We start from the raw sequence: 19,870 nt of genomic DNA on the forward strand, positions 1-19,870 counted from the left end.
ATTAGTCCAGCCCCAGCACGCCGCGCAGCTGCGCCAGATCTTCCGCCAGTGTTGTGATCGGCCCTTTCAGCGCATTGCGGTCGGCGTCGGTCAGCTTATCGTAAGTCTCATACCCATCTTTAGTGCGGTATTTCGCAAGGATGGTATCTACTTTCTTGAAGTTGGCATCGACTTTCGCCAGCAGTTCGGCGTTATCTTTCTGCAATTGCGGACGCAGCAAATCGACGATTTTCTGTGCGCCATCGACGTTAGCCTGGAAGTCCCACAAGTCTGTGTGGCTGTAGCGATCTTCTTCACCACTGATTTTGCTGGCGGCCACTTCTTCAATCAGGCCAGCGGCACCGCCAACCACTTTAGAAGGAGGGAACGCCAGCTCATTAATGCGCGTTTGCAAATCAACCACATCGGAGTAGAGCTGATCGGCATATTTGTCCATCTCTTTGGTGCTGTTGTCGCCAAACAGGGCTTTTTCCAGACGGTGGAAACCGGTGAATTTCGGATCGGCGGCTTTATGCTCGTAATCATCTTCACGGGCATCAATGCTGCCATCGAGATCGGAGAAAAGCTCAGCAATCGGTTCAATACGCTCGTAGTGCTGGCGCGTCGGCGCGTACAGCGCTTTCGCTTTTTCAATATCGCCCGCTTTTACCGCCTCGGTGAACGCTTTGGTGCCGGAAACCAGCTGCGCCGTTTCAGCAACCACATACGCTTTATACGCGGTAATGGCTCCGCTCAGGCTCAGCAGCGCGTCACCTTTCGCCGCATCGGCTGTTGCCGCGCCTTTCACCACCAGCTTACCTTTCGGGTTGGTTAACAAACCGCAGGTCATCTCATACTCGCCCGGCTGCAGGTTGGCGGTTAGCTTCTGGCTAAAACCTGGCGCGATATTTTCACGCTCTTCAACCACCATTACGCCTTTGAGAATCTCCCACTCGAGCGCTTTCTGGCTGTGGTTGAGAATAATAAACTGCGTTTTACCCGCGTTCACCGTCAGGTTCATCGGCTCACACTGCTTGTCCGTAACCGTGACTTTCACCTGCGGAATATCCGCGGCATGCACCGCGAAAGCACTGGAGATGAATGCCGCCATCCCGGCCTGTAATGCACTACGACGAAAATGAATTGCCATGCCCTTTCCCTTAATTAGTATGTTGTAACTATAAAGCGATTACGGTGCCGCCCGTGAAGGCTGCGTACCCGCGCGAGGCGGTAAAACAAACATCACCAGCGCCGGGATCAGATAGATAAAGTAGACCACCACTTCGCTGACGCTTGGCGTTTCCTGGTAACCAAAAATCCCTTCCAGCAGCGTGCCGGTGAGGGAATGCGTGGTGAGCACATTACTGAAATCGAAGGCCACATCCTGGAAGTGGTTCCATAATCCCGCTTCGTGAAAAGCGCGGATCGCCCCGGCGGCAAGCCCGGCCGCGACAAAGAGAATAAACAGGCTGGTCCATTTGAAAAACGCGCCAAGATTCAGACGCACGCCGCCCCAGTAAAGCAAGAAACCGAGCACCACCGCCGTAGCCAGCCCCAGCACCGCGCCCAGCGGTGGCCAGACGCCAACATCCTGCTGGAACGCCGCCAGCAGAAAGAACACTGATTCCAGCCCTTCGCGCGCCACGGCGAAAAAAACCATCAGGATCAGCGCCCAACCGTGGTTATGACTGCGCGCCAGCGCGCTGTCGACCGCGTGCTCCAGTTGCACTTTGACGTTGCGCGACACTTTGCGCATCCAGAACACCATCCAGGTGAGGATCACCACGGCGATCGCCGCGACAATGCCTTCAAACAGCTCCTGCTCTTTTTGCGGGAACTCGCCGGTGGTTTCATTAATCGCGATACCCAGCCCAAGGCAGAGTGCGGCGGCAAGAAAAACACCAATCCACATCACGCTTATCCAGCGTCCGCGCTGGGTACGTTTCAGATAACTGGCAATCAGGCTGACGATCAGCGCCGCTTCGAGGCCTTCACGTAACATAATCAAAAATGGAACAAACATGGAGGAAACCCCTAGTGTCATGCGCGGTCAACGGTTGCAAAGAAAAGTAAATTGCATTGATAGTGATTATCATTACGGCGCAAGGAAACTCAAGCGAAAAATGTTGAGAATGATAACTGGATGTAACCGCGTAGCAGGCTAACCATGCGGTTTTTGCGTTATGCGGAAGCGGTTGAAATAAAGCAAAAACATAGCTTACAAATCTTTAACTTTGTATTTACCCCACTTCAGCGCTGTGGCTAAATAAACGCCCCGTTTCGTTTACCTGCAAAATTAAAGACATGACTAACTTTTTCCATTTTTTGCTGGCGCTGATAGTGATCCTCGCGCTGGCCTGGCTGGTGAGTTTCGACCGCCGGCACATTCGTTTTCGCTTCATCCTGCAATTAATTGTTATTGAACTGGCGCTGGCGTGGTTTTTCCTGCACGCGCAAAGCGGGTTAACGCTGATTAAATACGTTTCCGGCTTCTTTGAAGCGCTGCTGAAATTCGCGGGCGAAGGCACCAGCTTTGTCTTCGGCGGGATGAGCGAGAAAGGGCTGGCCTTTATCTTCCTCGGCGTGCTGTGCCCTATCGTCTTTATTTCCGCGCTTATCGGCATTTTGCAGCACTGGCGCATTCTGCCCATCTTTATTCGTTTGATAGGCACATTGCTGTCAAAACTGAACGGCATGGGCAAACTGGAGTCGTTTAACGCCGTCAGCTCGCTGATCCTCGGCCAGTCGGAAAACTTTATTGCTTATAAAGGTATCCTCGCCGATCTCTCCTCGCGCCGCATGTTCACCATGGCAGCAACGGCGATGTCGACGGTGTCGTTGTCGATTGTCGGCGCGTATATGACCATGCTGGATGCAAAATATGTGGTTGCCGCGCTGATCCTCAATATGTTCAGCACCTTTATTGTGCTGTCGGTAATTAACCCGACGCGCCCGGAAGCGGAAGCCGAGGTCAAGCTGGAAAAGCTCCACGAATCGCAAAGCTTCTTTGAGATGCTCGGTGAGTACATCCTCGCGGGTTTCAAAGTAGCGATGATTATTCTGGCGATGCTGATTGGCTTTATTGCGCTGATTAGCGCCATTAATGCCCTCTTCTCCGCCTTGTTCGGCATCAGCTTTCAGCAAATCCTCGGTTATGTGTTTTACCCGCTGGCATGGCTGATTGGCATCCCGCTGAGCGATGCGCTGCACGCGGGCAGCATTATGGCGACCAAGCTGGTGGCGAACGAATTTGTGGCGATGATTGAGCTGCAAAAAATCGCCGCGCAGATGACGCCGCGCGGGCTGGGTATTCTTTCCGTGTTCCTGGTATCGTTCGCCAACTTTGCCTCGATCGGTATTGTGGCGGGGGCAATTAAAGGGTTAAACGAGCAACAGGGGAATGCAGTTTCCCGCTTTGGTTTGCGCTTAGTGTACGGCGCAACGCTGGTGAGTTTGCTTTCGGCGGCTTTCGCAGGCGCGGTGTTGTAATTTACTGGCCCACTTCGCGCAAGTGGGCCATAACATCAGAATTGCACACAGACCGGCTGATCGACACGCATCACCGATTCCTGGGCAAAGCGTGATTTGTAGATCTCACGCAGCACATCGATTTTCGCATCACTTTGCGCGTCCACACTGTGGATCAGCATCAGCGCCTTGCTTGGCTCCTTCGACACCTTCCCGTTGCTACCCAGCCACTGTCCCTGCGCATCAAATGTGGTCAACCCATCGCGAAAACGCGGCGTGACATCGTTATCCACATACTGCTGCCACTCCTGCGCGGTAATCGCTTTACCGCCCTGGCGGGTCAAGCCGTAATAGAGCGTGGTTTGCTGCATCTGATTTTCAGCTTTGCAGGTTTGCGCGGCCGCCCCCGGTTGTTTTGCCGCCGGCGAAACGCAACCCGCCAGTAAACCTGCCATCACCAGTGCAGTGAACCCTGTCGTTAACTTCATATCGCTATCCTCATTGTTATTTATTGTGAGATAACAGCGTAATTACAATTATTTATCAATAAAAAAACCCGCCGCAGCGGGTTTTTCATAAGGGATAATTTATTCAGCCTGTAAACGCGATGGCGGCGCAGAGCGGTAGTGCGCATCTGCCTCGGCAAAGCGCTGCTGCATCTGCGCGGACGGCGCTTTGCCCAGCAGGCTAAACACCACAATGCCGATGCTGCCGAAAACGAAGCCCGGAATGATTTCATACAGATCCAGCCAGGCGTAGTGTTTCCAGACAATTACCGTTACAGCACCGATGATCATCCCGGCCAGCGCACCGTTACGCGTCATGCGTGACCACATGACCGAGAACAGCACCACCGGACCAAACGCCGCCCCGAAGCCCGCCCAGGCGTAGCTCACCAGGCCAAGCACGCGGTTTTCCGGATTCGCCGCCAGCGCAATCGCCACCAGCGCCACCAGCAACACCATCGCGCGCCCTACCCATACCAGCTCGCGCTGGCTCGCGCCTTTACGCAAAAACGCTTTGTAGAAATCTTCGGTAATTGCGCTCGAGCACACCAGCAACTGGCAGCTCAGCGTCGACATCACCGCGGCGAGGATCGCCGACAACAGCACCCCGGCAATCCACGGGTTGAACAGAACCTGCGCCAGTTCGATAAACACGCGCTCGGCATTCTGGTTAACGGCTCCCGCCACAGACGGATGCTCATTAAAATAAGCGATGCCGAAGAAGCCCACAGCGACCGCGCCCGCCAGGCACAGGATCATCCACGTCATACTGATGCGACGCGCATGGACAATGGTGTGATGGGAATCCGCCGCCATAAAACGCGCCAGAATATGCGGCTGGCCGAAATAACCCAGTCCCCAGCCCATCAGCGAGACGATGGCGACAAAATTCAGGCCTTTCAGCATATCGACGTTTTCAATGCTTTTTTGCTTGATCACGTCCAGCGAATCACCAAAACCGCCAACGGAAATAATGACAATCACCGGCGTCAGGATCAGCGCGAAAATCATCAGGCTGGCCTGCACCGTATCGGTCCAGCTGATCGCCAGGAAGCCGCCAATAAAGGTGTAAATGATCGTCGCAGCGGCACCAGCCCACAGGGCGGTTTCGTAACTCATACCGAAGGTGCTTTCAAACAGACGCGCGCCGGCAACAATGCCGGAAGCACAATAGATGGTGAAAAACACCAGAATTACCACCGCCGAGATAATCCGCAGCAGGCGGCTGTTATCTTCAAAACGGCCGGTGAAATAGTCCGGCAAGGTCAGCGCGTTATTGTTCACCTCGGTGTGGACACGCAAACGTCCGGCCACCAGTTTCCAGTTAATCCACGCGCCCAGCGTCAGGCCAATGGCGATCCAGCTTTCAGAGATCCCCGAGATAAAAATCGCGCCCGGCAGCCCCATCAGCAGCCAGCCACTCATATCCGATGCCCCCGCCGACAGCGCAGTGACCAGCGGCCCAAGGCTGCGGCCCCCCAGAATATAGTCATCGAAGTTTTTCGTCGAACGCCAGGCGACGAAACCGATAAGTATCATGCCAAAGATATAAACAAGAAAAGTCACCAGCATTGGTGTGCTCATTGCCATTAAAAAGTCTCCAGGATTCTTCGTCGGCAAAGACTGTTTGCCGCTTTTTTCCAGCGCCGGAACGGGGCGATGGGGCGTTTAGATTATTTGAAGCGCCCGTATCCTGCCGGATGCCTCACTTATTCACAATTGATTTAACACAGCATTTACATCAAATTCATCCCGACTCTGATAGCAATTTCCTATAGGTTGCACTCTGTCACACTTTCAAAGGTTGCACCTTTAAAAAGTGTTATCTGCAGCATAAAACCTGCTTTGCCAGCGAATTGTTCAGCGCCTTTAGCAATAACCAGCCGTTAACATCTCATTCATTTTCTACCTTGCCAGCCAGGTCACATTTAACAAGGTTGCACAAAGTTGCAACATGATGGATATTTCAGCCTGAACCGCAAAACCACGTAAAAAACAGGAGCAAAGCATGGGCACCACCACCATGGGGGTCAAGCTTGATGACGCAACACGCGAAAGGATCAAAGCCGCCGCGGCGACCATCGACCGCACACCGCACTGGCTGATTAAACAAGCCATCTTCAATTTTCTGGAAAAGCTGGAAAACAACGAAGGCCTGCCGGAACTGGCGACCGCATCCGCCACCGCGCAGGAAGACGAAAGTGCCGTTGTGGTTGATGACAGCCACCAGCCGTTTCTCGATTTTGCCGAGCAGATCCTGCCGCAGTCAGTTTCCCGCGCCGCGATCACCGGCGCATGGCGCTGGGCGGAAACTGATGCGGTACCGATGTTGCTGGAACAAGCCCGCCTGCCGCAACCGGTGGCGGAAAATGCCCATAAGCTGGCTTATCAGCTAGCGGAAAAACTGCGTAACCAGAAAACCGCCTCCGGCCGCGCTGGCATGGTGCAAAGCCTGTTACAGGAGTTTTCCCTCTCCTCGCAGGAAGGCGTGGCGCTCATGTGTCTGGCCGAAGCGTTACTGCGTATACCCGACAAAGCCACCCGCGATGCGCTGATCCGCGACAAAATAAGCAACGGTAACTGGCAGTCACACATTGGGCGCAGCCCGTCGCTGTTCGTCAATGCCGCCACCTGGGGGCTGCTGTTTACTGGCCGTCTGGTCTCCACGCACAACGAAGCCAATCTCTCGCATTCGCTGAATCGTATTATTGGCAAAAGCGGTGAGCCGCTGATCCGCAAAGGCGTGGATATGGCGATGCGCCTGATGGGCGAACAGTTCGTCACCGGCGAAACGATCGCCGAAGCGCTGGCCAACGCGCGCAAGCTGGAAGAGAAAGGTTTCCGTTACTCCTACGACATGCTCGGCGAAGCGGCACTCACCGCAGCCGATGCGCAAGCGTATATGGTGTCATACCAGCAGGCGATCCACGCCATTGGCAAAGCCTCCAACGGACGCGGCATTTATGAAGGGCCAGGGATTTCCATTAAGTTATCTGCCCTGCACCCGCGCTACAGCCGTGCGCAATACGACCGCGTGATGGATGAACTCTATCCGCGCCTGAAATCCCTCACCTTGCTGGCACGCCAGTATGACATCGGCATTAATATTGACGCCGAAGAGGCCGATCGTCTGGAAATTTCCCTCGATCTGCTGGAAAAACTCTGTTTCGAGCCGGAACTGGCAGGCTGGAACGGCATCGGTTTTGTTATTCAGGCCTACCAGAAGCGCTGCCCGTTTGTGATTGATTATCTTGTGGATCTGGCGACACGCAGCCGTCGCCGTCTGATGATCCGCCTGGTAAAAGGCGCTTACTGGGACAGCGAAATCAAGCGCGCGCAAATGGAAGGGCTGGAAGGCTACCCGGTTTATACCCGCAAGGTATACACCGATGTTTCATACCTCGCCTGCGCGAAAAAATTACTCGCGGTGCCGAACCTGATCTATCCGCAGTTCGCTACTCACAATGCCCATACGCTGGCAGCTATTTACCAGCTTGCCGGGCAAAACTACTATCCGGGCCAGTACGAATTCCAGTGCCTGCACGGCATGGGCGAACCGTTGTATGAGCAAGTCGTAGGGAAAGTGGCCGATGGCAAACTGAACCGCCCGTGCCGCATTTATGCGCCGGTCGGCACCCACGAAACACTGCTGGCGTATCTGGTGCGCCGCCTGCTGGAAAACGGCGCGAATACCTCGTTCGTCAACCGCATCGCCGACAACACGCTGCCGCTGGACGCGCTGGTCGCCGATCCGGTGAGCGAAGTGGAAAAGATCGCCGCCCAGGAAGGCCAGGTCGGTTTACCGCACCCGAAAATCGCCCTGCCCCGCGCACTGTATGGCGAAGGACGAATCAATGCCGCTGGCCTCGATCTGGCGAACGAACACCGTCTGGCCTCGCTCTCCTCCTCGCTGCTCGCCAGCGCGGCGCAGAAATGGTACGCCCGCCCGACGCTGGAACAGGTGGTCATGGACGGCGAGCCCGTCGCGGTCATTAACCCTGCTGAACCGAAAGACACCGTTGGCTATGTGGTGGAAGCTAGCGAAGCGCAGGTTAATCAGGCGCTGGAAAACGCCGTTAATCACGCGCCAATCTGGTTTGCCACACCGCCGCAGGAGCGCGCCGCCATTCTTCAGCGCGCCGCGGTGCTGATGGAAGACCAAATGCAGTCGCTGATTGGCATTCTGGTGCGTGAAGCGGGTAAAACCTTCAGCAACGCCATTGCCGAAGTGCGCGAAGCGGTCGATTTCCTGCGCTACTACGCAGGCCAGGTCAGTGCGGATTTCGATAATGAAACGCACCGTCCGCTGGGGCCGATAGTCTGTATCAGCCCGTGGAACTTCCCGCTGGCGATTTTCACCGGCCAGATTGCCGCAGCGTTAGCGGCGGGCAACAGCGTGCTGGCAAAACCTGCCGAACAGACTCCGCTGATTGCCGCTCAGGGCGTGGCTATTCTGCTGGAAGCCGGTGTTCCGGCGGGGGTTTTACAATTATTGCCAGGGCGTGGCGAAACCGTAGGCGCGCAGCTGACCGCCGATCCGCGCGTGCGTGGCGTGATGTTTACCGGCTCCACCGACGTGGCGACGCTGCTGCAACGCAGTATCGCCACGCGTCTTGATGCCCAGGGTCGCCCGACACCGCTTATCGCTGAAACCGGCGGGATGAACGCGATGATTGTCGACTCCTCCGCGCTTACCGAACAGGTGGTTATCGATGTGCTGGCCTCCGCGTTTGATAGCGCAGGCCAGCGCTGTTCAGCCCTGCGCGTGCTCTGCTTACAGGATGACATTGCCGATCACACGCTGACCATGCTCCGCGGCGCGATGGCGGAGTGTCGCATGGGTAACCCAGGCCGACTGACCACCGATATCGGCCCGGTGATCGATGCCGACGCGAAAGCGAATATCGAGAAACATATTCAGGCCATGCAGGCCAAAGGGCGCAAGGTGTACCAGGCTGTGCGTGAAAACAGTGAAGATGCGCGTGAATGGCGCACCGGCACCTTTGTCGCGCCAACGCTGATTGAACTGGAGAGCTTTGACGAGCTGAAAAAAGAGGTCTTCGGCCCGGTGCTGCACGTTGTCCGTTATCACCGTAACCAGTTGGATCAGTTAATCGCGCAGATTAACGCCTCCGGCTATGGCCTGACGCTCGGCGTTCATACCCGTATCGATGAAACCATCGCCCAGGTCACCGGCAATGCCCATGTCGGTAACCTGTATGTGAACCGCAATATGGTGGGCGCTGTGGTAGGTGTGCAGCCATTTGGCGGTGAAGGGTTGTCCGGCACCGGGCCGAAAGCTGGCGGGCCGCTCTATCTTTACCGCCTGTTAGGCAGCCGACCGGAAAACGCGGTGCAGAAAACGCTGGCCCGTCACGACGCGCAGCATCCGCTGGATGCGCAGCTGAAAACATCGCTCTTGCAGTCGCTGGAAGCATTACGCGCATGGGCAAAAGATCGTCCGGCGCTGCAACAGCTCTGCGCGCATTATGGCGAGCTGGCGCAAACCGGAACACAACGCCTGCTGCAAGGCCCGACGGGTGAACGCAACAGCTGGACGCTGGTACCGCGCGAGCGGGTGCTCTGCGTGGCGGATAACGAGCAGGATGCGCTGGTGCAACTGGCGGCGGTCATCGCCTGCGGCAGTCAACTGCTGTGGCCGGACGATACGCTGCACCGCGATATGGCAAAACAGTTGCCGGAAAGCGTCAGCAAGCGTATCCAGTTTGCCAAAGCCGATGCGTTAATGGCGCAGACGTTTGATGCGGTGATTTTCCATGGTGACTCCGACCAACTGGTGGCGCTGTGCGAAAACGTCGCCGCACGCAATGGCGCTATTGTGTCGGTTCAGGGCTTTGCACGCGGTGAAACCAACATCATGCTCGAACGTCTGTGGGTGGAACGCTCGTTGAGCGTCAACACTGCCGCTGCCGGTGGCAACGCCAGCCTGATGACGATTGGCTGATGTTGTCCCCTCCCTGAAAAACAGTCTGGTAATAACAACAAAAAAGCGCCTTACGGCGCTTTTTTTCTGAGCGTCAGACCGACATCCCCGCCGGGATGTACCGACAGTAACGTCTCTTTTGAATAACCACTTTCGCTCATCAGGCAGGCGCAGGCGGCATCGAAAATCGCCAGCGTCAGCACGATGGAAGTGGTCGCCAGCATATTAAGCGGATCAATTTCGCGCTGCACGCCGGTGGAAATCACCAGCCGCGCGGCCTGGGCGATAGCGGAATCCGGGTTTTCCGTCACGCTAATCAGCGGCACACCCTTTTGTGCAAGCCCTGGCAACAGCCGCGTTAATTCGTCGGAATTCCCGCCGCGCGACAGCATAATCACCAGATCATGGCGACCGAGAAACCCCAAATCACCGTGCGCGGCATCCGTGGCATTCAGATAGATAGCCGGGCGTTCGACGCACGCCAGCATATGGGCAATCTTGCGTGCCGCAATGCCGGATGTTCCTACGCCGGTGACCGCGATTTTGCCACGACAGCCACGCAGCTCTGCCATTAACCTATCCCACAGCGCATCGTTAAGATGGTGACTTAACGCCGCCATCTCTTCGCTATAGATTTGCCAGGCGCCGCAGGCCTGACGCCAGCTATCGCTCATGCCTCCTCCTGCATCAGTTGGCGGTATTTCATGTGATCCTGGTACATCGCATGGAAGACGGTGTATTTGCGATCGTAATACTGCTTGATGCGGTTAGTCTGCGGCGTCACCGTCTTGCCAATGCGGCTCATCGCCGACATCGCTTCCGGGAAAGTGTCAAACACGCCCGCCGCCACGGTGCCCATCATTGCCCCGCCGAGCAGCATCGCTTCGCTCTCTTCCGGCAGCAACATCGCGCAACCGGTGGCATTTGCATGCTCCTGAACAAAGATCGGGTTCTTGGTGCCACCGCCGCTCGCCATTACCGTGTCGATGCTGTAACCACTTTGATTCATGGTTTCAATAATATGCCGCGTCCCGAGGGCAATCGCCTGGATGGTCGCCAGATAATGCAACGCCATATCCTCCGGTGTACGCGACAGTTTCAACCCGCTGATCACCCCGGTTAATGTCGGGTTCGCACGCGGCGAACGGTTACCGTGGAAGTACGGCAGAATGTGAATATCACGCGTTAAAAACGCGATGTTTTCCGGCTCGCCCGCCATCTTGCGCAGCAGCGCATTCAGCACTTCATAGATGGTTTGCCCTTGCGCTTTTGCCTGGGCGAGCAGCGTTTCGTAGCACGGATGGGACTGGATAATATGGTCAATTAATGCCCCGGTCGCCGACTGCCCGCCCTCATTCAGCCAGTAACCCGGCAGCACCGCCGAGAAGTAAGGCCCCCACACGCCGCCGATAAAGCGTGCCTGCGGTGAGATCGCCATATGGCCGGTAGAGGTACCGCCAATCAGCGCGATACGCCGATCGAAATCCGCCATTTCCCCCGAAGGCCCACTGGCGCCGAGCGTTCCCAGCGTGCCTGCGTGGGCATCGATAATCGACACGCTGACCGCCGTGCCGGGCATCAACCCCATTTCGGTTGCTGCGCGCTGCGTCAGTCCGCGCCCCAGCGGCTCACCCATGGTTTTCACGTAGCGGCCAATTTTCTCTGCATCATGCTCCAGCAAATCCTCAAGACCAATCTGGCGGAAATAACTGGTGTCCCACTTATCCTCATGGCCCATATATGTCCACTTGCACACCGTGGAGCAAAGTGAACGGGTATCATCGCCGGTCGCCCGCCAGGTGAGAAAATCCGGCAGGTCGAAGTAATACCCGGCATTGGCCCAGGTGTTCGGCATGTGCTGTTTTAGCCACAGCAGTTTCGGCGTTTGCATCTCCGGCGAGATGATCCCGCCCACGTAATCCAGCACCCGGTGGTGCGTGGCGTTGATACGGTTCGCCTGTGAGATAGCACGGTGATCCATCCACACGATAATGTTCTGCTCACTGCGCCCGGAAGGACTAATGGTCAGCGGGTTGCCCTCTTTGTCGAGCACCACCAGCGAACAGGTCGCGTCAAAGCCGAGGCCTTTAACCTGAATCGGGTTAATGTCCGCCTGGTTCACCGCATCGCGTACCGCGTTGCACACCGCCTGCCAGATATTGTCGGAAGATTGCTCCACAAAGTCGGCCTGCGGGCGGTAAATTTCAATCGCCCTGCTCGCCTGGCTGACCATTCTGCCGGTCAAATCAAAGACGCCTGCACGTGCGCTGCCGGTGCCAACATCCACACCAATAAAGTAGCTCGCCATTCTTTTTCTCCCGCTCTCAGGCTTTTCGATTTTGTAATGCGATAAAGAGGATCAGCACCGCGCCCCAGAGCGCCATCGTCAGATAACTGCTGATACCCAACAAATTAAAGCCACTCTCCAGCATCTGCAGTACCACCAGCGCCAGCACCAGCCCCAGCACGCGGCCAAAACCGCCGTCCGGGTTAATGCCGCCCAGCACCGACGCCAGAATGGTCACCAGAAGATAAGACTCACCGTAGCCCGCTTTCGCCGAATTGAACTTCGCCATCATCAAAATGGCGGCCGCCCAGCCCAACAGTGCGGAGATGATATAGACCGAAATCTGTACGCGAACGGTATTCACACCGCTGTAGCGGGTGGCCTGCTCGTTTGAACCAACCAGATAAAGGCTGCGCCCGAGCGTCGTGTGTTCGAGTAACACCCACAGCAGCAACGCAACGAAAATAAACAGCAACAACGCAACCGGGATGCCAAGCAGTGTGGCGTTGCCAAGGAACTGAATAGCCGCCGGAAAACCGGAGATGACCGTGCCATTTGAGAACAGAATATTGAGCCCGGAAATCAGCGTCATGGTGCCAAGGGTTGCCAGAATTGGCGAAACGCCAATCCACGCCACCAGCGCACCGTTCAGTGCGCCAATCGCCACCGCCACCAGCAGACCGGCGAGTAACGCCAGCGCCAGGAATAGCGGGTTATCCGGGTGGCTGACAATCACCGCCGCCATCACCAGTGAACAGGCGTTCGCACTGGCAATGATAGACAGATTAATGCCGCCGGTCAGCATGGTGATGCCCATGCCCAGCGCCAGCATGCCCAGAATCGGCAACTGCGAGCCAATCGACTGGAAGTTAGCGATGCTGAAAAAACGGCTGCCGAGCAGCGCAGAGAAAACCAGCGCCACGACGATGATAATCACGCATTGCAAGCGGATGATGGCATCACCGGGCAGAATTCGGACGATGGATTTCATCTTATAACTCCCTCGCAAGTTTGCGTTTTTCGTTCCACGCGGTGGCGCTAATACTCACCAGAATAATCGCGCCGCTAAACACCGTGTGCCAGTATGAGGAGACGCCCAGCAGCGTTAAGCCATTCTGCAGGAAGGCCAGCAGCACAACGCCCAGTAGCGTACCGGTCAGCGTACCGCGCCCACCGGACATGCTGGTACCGCCAAGCACCACCGCCGCCAGTACCGTCAGCTCAAACCCCAGCAGCGAGTTGGGCGCAACAGACTGGGTAATTTGCGCCTGTACTACGGCCGCGACGCCTGCGAGAATGCCCATAAAACCGTAGACGTAGAAGTGCAGCTTCAGCAGATTCAACCCAAGGCGTGACGCGGCATCACGGTTGCCGCCCATGGCATAAATCTGGCGGCCCAGCCGGGTGTAGTTCATTAACACGGCAGTCAGAATGATGGTCGCGCCCAGACACAGCAGCGGCAGCGTCAGTCCATAGTCATATCCATCGGCGGCGGTGAACGAGAACCAGTTGATGCCGTTCATAAACCAGTCCGGGAAACCGTACAGCCACGTTCCTTTGGTGGCATACACCAGCAGGCCGTAGTAAACATTCAGCGTGGCAATGGTAATGATGATGGCAGGCACGCGCAGCCAGTAGACCAGGAAGCCGTTGACCAGGCCCAGCAGCAGCCCGACCGCCATCGACAGCCCTAACGCCAGCGCGAAATTACCACCGTGGGCAATCACCCAACTGGCCATGGCGTATTGGGCAATGGCGGTCATCGCCGGAAACGAAATGTCGATGCCGCCGGAAATCAGCACCACAAAAAGCCCGCAGGCCAGAATCCCGAGGATGGCGTAGCTGGTGGCGACATCTGTCAGGTTGCCGAGGGAGAGAAACTCATCGGTCCGCACGCTGAGAAATATCGCCAGCGCGATCACCAACAGCCCCAGCCAGAATTCATGTTGCCCGACAAGGCGGGAAAAGGACGTGTTACGCATTGACCACCCCGGCAATTTCCTGCTCTGTGCAATGGTGCGGATTAAATTCGGCCACCAGTTCTCCCTGACGCATCACCAGCACGCGATGGCTGTTGTAGTAAGCCTCCGGGATTTCGTCACAAATCATCAGCACCGCCATCCCCTGCTCCGCCAGCTGACGGGCAATCTGGTAAATGCCCTCTTTGTTGGCGATGTCTACGCCAACCGTGGGCGAATCCAGGATCAGAATGCGCGGCTGCGTGGCAACCCATTTAGCGATGGCGATACGCTGCGCGTTGCCGCCGGAGAGCGTTTTCACCGGCAACTGTGCATCGGAGACTTTGATATTCAGCTCGCGAATCAGATCGGCCACCAGTTGCCCGGCTTTCGCGTGATCAAGCAACCCGCTGCGCGTGTGCAGCTTGTCGAACACCGTGACGATGGTGTTGTCATAAATCGACTGTTCCATGATCAGCCCCTGCGTCAGCCGGTCTTCTGACACATAACCAATGCCGTGACGAATCGCGTCATGGTTGTTACGCAGTTTCACCGGCGTGCCATTGATGCGGATCTCGCCATCTTCCGGTTTGGTCATACCAAACAGACTCATGCACAGTTCGGTACGCCCGGCGCCTAAAAGGCCAACAATCGACACGATTTCGCCGCTGCGCAGCGCCAGATTGATATCGCGATATTTGCCTTTGCGGCTAAGGTGGCGCAGTTCCAGCATGGGCAATTGATCCACCGGTGGTTTTTCCGGCAGCGGACTATAGTGAAAACGTTGGCCGGTCATCAGATACGCCAGCTCGTGGCTATCCAGTTCGCTTGCCGGCCAGGTACCAATCAATTTCCCGTCGCGCATCACGCTGATACGATCGGCCACTTCCATCACTTCATCCAGACGGTGGCTGACAAACACCACGCAAATACCGGCGGCTTTCAGTTCATTGACCACGCGCAGCAAGCCATTCACTTCCTGGCGGGTAAGCGACGCGGTGGGTTCATCCATAATTACCAGCCGGGCATCGGCGGCAATCGCGCGGCAAATCGCTACCAACTGGCGGTCAGCAATAGAGAGTTTTTCTACTTTTTTATCCGGATCGAGGCGCACGCCAATGCGCGCCATCGCCGCCAGCGCCTGGGTTCGCATCGCGCGACGACGCACCCAGATATCGCCTCCGGGGAGGTAGCGGTGAATGGCGATATTTTCCGCCACGCTAAAATTAGGAAACAGCGACAGATCCTGGTAGATAACCTGAATCCCGTAGTGCGCTGAAAGCTGCGGCGTGAGCTGATGAAAAAGCTTGCCGTCGAGCGCGATGTTAGCGCCCTTTTCCGGGTGATAAACACCGGAGATAACTTTGATGATAGTGCTCTTTCCGCAGCCGTTTTGCCCCGCCAGACAGTGAACTTCGCCTTTCTCCAGCGTTAAATTCACATTATCCAGCGCCAGCACGCCCGGGAATCGCTTGCTGATATTCTCAAGAGTGATAAATGCGGTGGTGTCGGTCATCGACAATACCTCTGCCAGCGCCCGGGATGGGCGCGAGGTTAAAATCTGCGGCGGAAGAGGCCGGCCTGACGGCCGGCATTCCGGTTCCCTGGTGTGGCCTGAAAGGCTCAGAAACCGAGTGATTGTGCGTTATCTTTGGTCACTTCGAGGATCTTATTAAAACGGATCACTTTCTTATTCATATCAACATCGGCTTTGCCCAACCCATCGATAGTCAGATCGGGCGTCACTTCTTTTCCTTGCAGCAACTGATCGGCGACAGTCACCAGCGCGAAACCGGCGTCACGCGGATCCCACAGCAGCGCTTTTTTGATGTCGCCACGCATCAGATACGGCGCGGCCTGGCCCGGCATCGCGATGCCCACTACTGCCAGTTTGTCTTTTGCACGTTTCTTCTGTACGGCTTGCCCGGCGCCAATCGGTCCCAGCGAACCAAAGCCAATCACCCCTTTCATTTGCGGGTAGGTTTTCATTAAATCGAGGGTGGTGGCATAGGATTTGTCGATGCTCTCGGCAACCGGCAAACGCGAGGTCACTTCGAACATATCCGGGTATTTCTCTTTTTGATATTTGATCGCGTAGTCAGCCCAGGCATTGTGCAGCGGCACCGTCAGCGAGCCGACATAAATGGCGTAACCGCCTTTACCGCCCATATCTTTTGCCAGTTCATCGACGTTGGCCTGCGCATATTTTTCGCTGTCGATGGTTTCGATATCCCACTGACCAATTTGCTGATCCGGCGATTCATGCGTCAGTACCACAATGCCTTTGTCACGGGCTTTTTTCAGCACCGGCTCCAGCACCTTCGCATCGTTCGGCACCACGATGATGGCGTTGACGTTTTTGGCGATCAGATCTTCAATCACTTTCACTTGCTGCGCCGGATCCGGCGTTGATGGCCCGGTCTGGTACGCATTGACGTCCAGTTTTTTCGCCGCTTCGTTGACCCCGGTTTCCATGCGGTTAAACCATGGAATACCGGTAACTTTGGCAACCACCGCGATCTCATATTTTTGTGCCGCAAACGCCTGGCCGGAAACCATGCTGGCAGAAATGAGGGCTGCGCTGAGTAATGCGAGTTTGAATTTCATAGTTGTACCTTTCTTGAGGACAGAGGAAAGTCGCGGAAGGGAGGTTAGCAACGAAGGGAAGAGGCAAAACACTGCTAATTTTAAAAATGTGATATAAGCCCAAATAAGTTAAATTGACGATCTATTATTGTTAATTTTAAGTTAAATATGCACGAAACCTCTCCATTAACAGCGCAAACAGTGTTAAATTCAACCTATAAATAAACATAGCATTAACAATACATTTTCATTTCCAGCTTTGTGGTCGATGTTTTTACATGGCAAAACCGCATCTCAGCCGCCAGAAGTTTTTAAAATTGAGAACTGAAACGAGCAAGGCAACAACACCAATAGCAACATTTTCAGCGTAAAACGATACTCACCCGCCAGCAGTGGCGATAACCTTGTATTCCCTGCGGCTTAATGAATAACGGAGTGTCACGATGCGCTATGCGGCTGAACTGGAAGCACTGCTTCGTGCCGATTCACAGCGAATGGCGGTACTGGCAATGGTGCAGGCAACGCACGCAGGGTGCTGGACTGGTGCCGGATTTATACGCGATGCGGTTTGGGATCAATTGCACGGTTTTACGCCGCGACCGCATACCGCAGATGTGGATGTTATCTGGCATGAGCCTGCGGACACGCTTGCTGAACGCGATGCCGGGCTGGAGGCACAGTTGCGTCTGCGCTCGGGTGATGTTGCCTGGTCGGTCAAAAATCAGGCGCGTATGCACACGCGAAATGGCGATGCGCCGTACGCCTCGCTTGACGAAGCCCTGAGGCACTGGCCGGAAACGGCGACAGCCGTCGCGGTACGTTTAGACAAAGAGGATCGCCTCGCGATTATCGCCCCTTTTGGGCTGGCGGATTTATTCTGCTTGCGTCTGCAACCGACACCCCGTTTTCAGCACGAGAAGCGGCACCTTTTCGACCAGCGTGTTGATGAAAAACGCTGGCTGACACGCTATCCAAAACTCCAGCTGTGCGGGTGACTTTCGCGAAGGGCTATGTTAATAAAAGCGCTGGTTCAACGCCTTGCGAAATAAGGGGAAGTGATGAAAACGCGTATGCTGGCGCTGGCGGCGCTGTTACTCAGCAGCCCGGTTCTGGCCGATGAGTGCGATAACGCCTCCACACAATCTCAGCTCAACAGCTGTACCGCTGGTCAATACCAGGCCGCGGATAAGAAACTTAATCAAACCTTCCAGGCCGCGCTTAAACGCGCGACGCCGCCGCAAGCGGCGATGCTGAAAAAAGCGCAGCAGAGCTGGATAACCCTGCGCGACAGCGACTGCGCGTTTGTCAGTTCTGGCGTGGAGGGCGGCAGTGCCCAGCCGATGGTGCAAAACCAGTGCCTGACAGATAAAACCAACGAACGTGAAGCCTGGCTGGCATCGCTGCTGCAATGTGGCGAAGGTGATCTGAGCTGCCCATTACCGCCGGGCCATTAACGCACGCGGATGCCTTCGATGATCATATGCTGAACGTTTTCCACCGCGCGCTGAAAGAAAGCCTCATCCTGCAGGGTCGAGCCGGTGACCGCTTCCACCTGGGTTGCGAAATCGGCGTAATGCTGCGTTGAGGCCCAAATCATAAAGATAAGATGATGCGGGTCGACAGCGGCGAGTTTGCCGCTGGCTACCCAGCCCGCAATAATCGCCGATTTATCGTCAATTAAGGTTTTCAAACTGCCGGTCAGTTCCGCTTTCAGCAGCGGCGCGCCCTGGAGCATCTCCTGGCAAAACAGTTTTGATGCCTGGGGATGGTCGCGCGAAACTTCCATCTTTAAACGGATGTATTCGCGAATGGCCGCCAGCGGTGCGAAATCCTCGCGAAACGCTTTCAGCGGCGCTAACCAGATATCGAGGATCTGGCGCAACACGGCGATATAAAGCGCCTCTTTCGACGGGTAGTAATAAAGCAAATTGGTCTTCGATACGCCCGCCAGCTCCGCTACCTGTTCGAGGCGCGCGCCATGAAAACCAAGCCGGGAAAAGAGCTCCAGTGCTGCGGTTAAAATCGCCTGCCGCTTTTCACTCACCGCGCGCTTGCGTTTGCCCGCGCCACTCGCTGCATCCTGTGCCATCACTCACTCCTTCTCCTTCACTATCACGACTCTTGCTCTGCCTCAGTTGCGGCGGCGGAAGTAGATGTTTTTTTCTTTTTCAGCTTCAGCTCACTCACCAGCACGCCAAGCACAATCAACGCGCCGCCCAAAAGTGCTAACAGCGGTAACCGCTCGCCAGCAATGCGACCAAAAATTCCGGCCCACACTGGCTCGCCAGTATAAATAACCGTGGCGCGGGTTGGTGACACGCTGCGCTGCGCCCAGTTCATTACCACCTGGATAATGGCGCTAAAAATACCCAATCCCAGCGCGACCAGTAACAAACTTGTTGTCAGTGGCGGTATGGTTTCTCCGGCAGGCACCATGGCGGTAAAAGACACCAGCGATGCGGTGAGCAACTGCACTACCGTCACCCGGCGAACATCGACTTTTCCGGCCCAGGCACTGATCAGAATAATTTCGGCGGCAATCGCCAGCGCGCTGGCAAGAGTAATTATTTCCCCCTCACCGAGCGCCAGCATGTTCCCCTCCGGCCCGGCGAGCAACAGCAAGCCGGTAAACGCCAGCGCAATGCCAACACAGGAAATGAATCCCGGCAACCGCCCCAGGCACAGCCACTGTAATAGCGGCACCAGAGGCACATACATGGCGGTAATAAAGGCGGATTTGCTGCTGGAAATAGACTGAAGCCCCCAGGTTTGCAGACTGTAACCCAGCGCGATAGCAACGCCGATGACGACTCCCGCCTTCACTTCAAGCCAGGTTAAACCACGCAGAATATTCACAGAGAGCATACCCACCGCCAGCGCGGCAGTGGCAAAGCGCAGGCCAACGAAGAAAAACGGCCCGCTCATCGTTACGGCGTATTGCACGGCGAGAAACGTACCACCCCAGAACATGGTGATAAGGATCAGCAGCGCTTCCTGAGGTTTTACGGAGAAGGCGTAACGGGAGAGAGACATATCACAACCGGCAACAGGGGAAAAACGCTAGTGTGCGTTGGCTTCGCAGACGGTGCAAGAATAAAAAAACCGCCGGGTCTCCCCGGCGGCGGGCGTGGTTGACAACCGG

At 55.9% G+C, this 19,870-nt stretch carries 16 protein-coding genes; 4 read left to right on the forward strand and 12 right to left on the reverse strand.

The window, feature by feature from the left end:
* Position 1: 1 nt before the first annotated feature.
* Positions 2 to 1,129 carry an iron uptake system protein EfeO gene (gene efeO, locus RT644_RS10205; RefSeq protein WP_020457323.1) on the reverse strand — a complete coding sequence of 376 codons (1,128 nt, stop codon included), beginning with the start codon at positions 1,127 to 1,129 and terminating at the stop codon, positions 2 to 4.
* A gap of 39 nt (positions 1,130 to 1,168) precedes the next feature.
* Positions 1,169 to 2,002 carry an iron uptake transporter permease EfeU gene (efeU, locus tag RT644_RS10210; RefSeq protein WP_313626543.1) on the reverse strand — a complete coding sequence of 278 codons (834 nt, stop codon included), beginning with the start codon at positions 2,000 to 2,002 and terminating at the stop codon, positions 1,169 to 1,171.
* Between the two features lie 281 nt (positions 2,003 to 2,283).
* Here efeU and RT644_RS10215 point away from each other — a divergent pair, with 281 nt between their 5' ends.
* The gene (locus tag RT644_RS10215; RefSeq protein WP_020457321.1) at positions 2,284 to 3,468 is read left to right on the forward strand and encodes a NupC/NupG family nucleoside CNT transporter; all 1,185 of its coding nucleotides are present in this window, start codon (positions 2,284 to 2,286) and stop codon (positions 3,466 to 3,468) included.
* A gap of 35 nt (positions 3,469 to 3,503) precedes the next feature.
* On the opposite strand, the gene RT644_RS10220 is transcribed toward RT644_RS10215, so the two are convergent.
* The gene (locus tag RT644_RS10220; RefSeq protein ID WP_313626545.1) at positions 3,504 to 3,935 is read right to left on the reverse strand and encodes a DUF3574 domain-containing protein; all 432 of its coding nucleotides are present in this window, start codon (positions 3,933 to 3,935) and stop codon (positions 3,504 to 3,506) included.
* Positions 3,936 to 4,034: 99 nt separating this feature from the next.
* Entirely contained in the window at positions 4,035 to 5,543 is a 1,509-nt protein-coding gene (gene putP / locus RT644_RS10225; protein WP_044489611.1) for a sodium/proline symporter PutP, read from the reverse strand.
* 418 nt (positions 5,544 to 5,961) lie between these two features.
* On the opposite strand from putP, the gene putA reads away from it, so the two are divergent.
* Positions 5,962 to 9,918: a trifunctional transcriptional regulator/proline dehydrogenase/L-glutamate gamma-semialdehyde dehydrogenase gene (putA, locus tag RT644_RS10230; protein WP_313626548.1), complete on the forward strand. Its 3,957-nt coding sequence runs from the start codon at positions 5,962 to 5,964 to the stop codon at positions 9,916 to 9,918.
* 50 nt (positions 9,919 to 9,968) lie between these two features.
* Here putA and RT644_RS10235 read toward each other — a convergent pair whose 3' ends face one another.
* The 6 genes from RT644_RS10235 to RT644_RS10260 form a co-directional block, all read right to left on the reverse strand.
* Positions 9,969 to 10,571, reverse strand: a complete 603-nt coding sequence (locus tag RT644_RS10235) for an SIS domain-containing protein (RefSeq protein WP_313626550.1) — start codon at positions 10,569 to 10,571, stop codon at positions 9,969 to 9,971.
* Positions 10,568 to 12,205 (reverse strand): FGGY-family carbohydrate kinase, encoded by a 1,638-nt coding sequence (locus RT644_RS10240; RefSeq protein ID WP_269231304.1) that lies wholly within the window; start codon positions 12,203 to 12,205, stop codon positions 10,568 to 10,570. Before RT644_RS10240 ends, RT644_RS10235 begins: the two co-directional genes overlap by 4 nt.
* A 16-nt stretch (positions 12,206 to 12,221) precedes the next feature.
* The gene (locus tag RT644_RS10245) at positions 12,222 to 13,175 is read right to left on the reverse strand and encodes an ABC transporter permease (protein ID WP_020457315.1); all 954 of its coding nucleotides are present in this window, start codon (positions 13,173 to 13,175) and stop codon (positions 12,222 to 12,224) included.
* Between the two features lies 1 nt (position 13,176).
* Positions 13,177 to 14,166, reverse strand: a complete 990-nt coding sequence (locus RT644_RS10250) for an ABC transporter permease (protein WP_097407818.1) — start codon at positions 14,164 to 14,166, stop codon at positions 13,177 to 13,179.
* Positions 14,159 to 15,658, reverse strand: a complete 1,500-nt coding sequence (locus RT644_RS10255) for a sugar ABC transporter ATP-binding protein (RefSeq protein WP_045506843.1) — start codon at positions 15,656 to 15,658, stop codon at positions 14,159 to 14,161. The genes RT644_RS10250 and RT644_RS10255 overlap by 8 nt, the downstream gene beginning before the upstream one ends.
* 107 nt (positions 15,659 to 15,765) lie before the next feature.
* A complete protein-coding gene (locus RT644_RS10260) occupies positions 15,766 to 16,749 on the reverse strand; it encodes an autoinducer 2 ABC transporter substrate-binding protein (RefSeq protein ID WP_017456273.1) in 984 nt (327 codons plus the stop codon).
* 422 nt (positions 16,750 to 17,171) lie between these two features.
* Between RT644_RS10260 and RT644_RS10265 the strand changes: the two genes are divergently transcribed.
* Together RT644_RS10265 and RT644_RS10270 are read left to right on the forward strand one after the other, a co-directional pair.
* Complete coding sequence (locus tag RT644_RS10265; protein WP_313626552.1) at positions 17,172 to 17,723, forward strand: nucleotidyltransferase family protein; 552 nt, start codon at positions 17,172 to 17,174, stop codon at positions 17,721 to 17,723.
* 63 nt (positions 17,724 to 17,786) lie between these two features.
* Positions 17,787 to 18,182, forward strand: coding sequence for a lysozyme inhibitor LprI family protein (locus tag RT644_RS10270; RefSeq protein ID WP_045506835.1), 396 nt, complete (start codon positions 17,787 to 17,789; stop codon positions 18,180 to 18,182).
* Here RT644_RS10270 and rutR read toward each other — a convergent pair.
* Together rutR and RT644_RS10280 are read right to left on the reverse strand one after the other, a co-directional pair.
* Positions 18,179 to 18,817 (reverse strand): HTH-type transcriptional regulator RutR, encoded by a 639-nt coding sequence (gene rutR, locus RT644_RS10275; RefSeq protein WP_020457310.1) that lies wholly within the window; start codon positions 18,815 to 18,817, stop codon positions 18,179 to 18,181. The two genes, RT644_RS10270 and rutR, sit on opposite strands and share 4 nt — an antisense overlap.
* A 23-nt stretch (positions 18,818 to 18,840) precedes the next feature.
* Entirely contained in the window at positions 18,841 to 19,761 is a 921-nt protein-coding gene (locus tag RT644_RS10280) for a DMT family transporter (protein WP_313626555.1), read from the reverse strand.
* Between the last annotated feature and the right edge of the window lie 109 nt (positions 19,762 to 19,870).

Origin of the sequence: Kosakonia sp. (genome assembly GCF_032104925.1) — a bacterium.
Taxonomy (GTDB): Bacteria; Pseudomonadota; Gammaproteobacteria; order Enterobacterales; family Enterobacteriaceae; genus Kosakonia.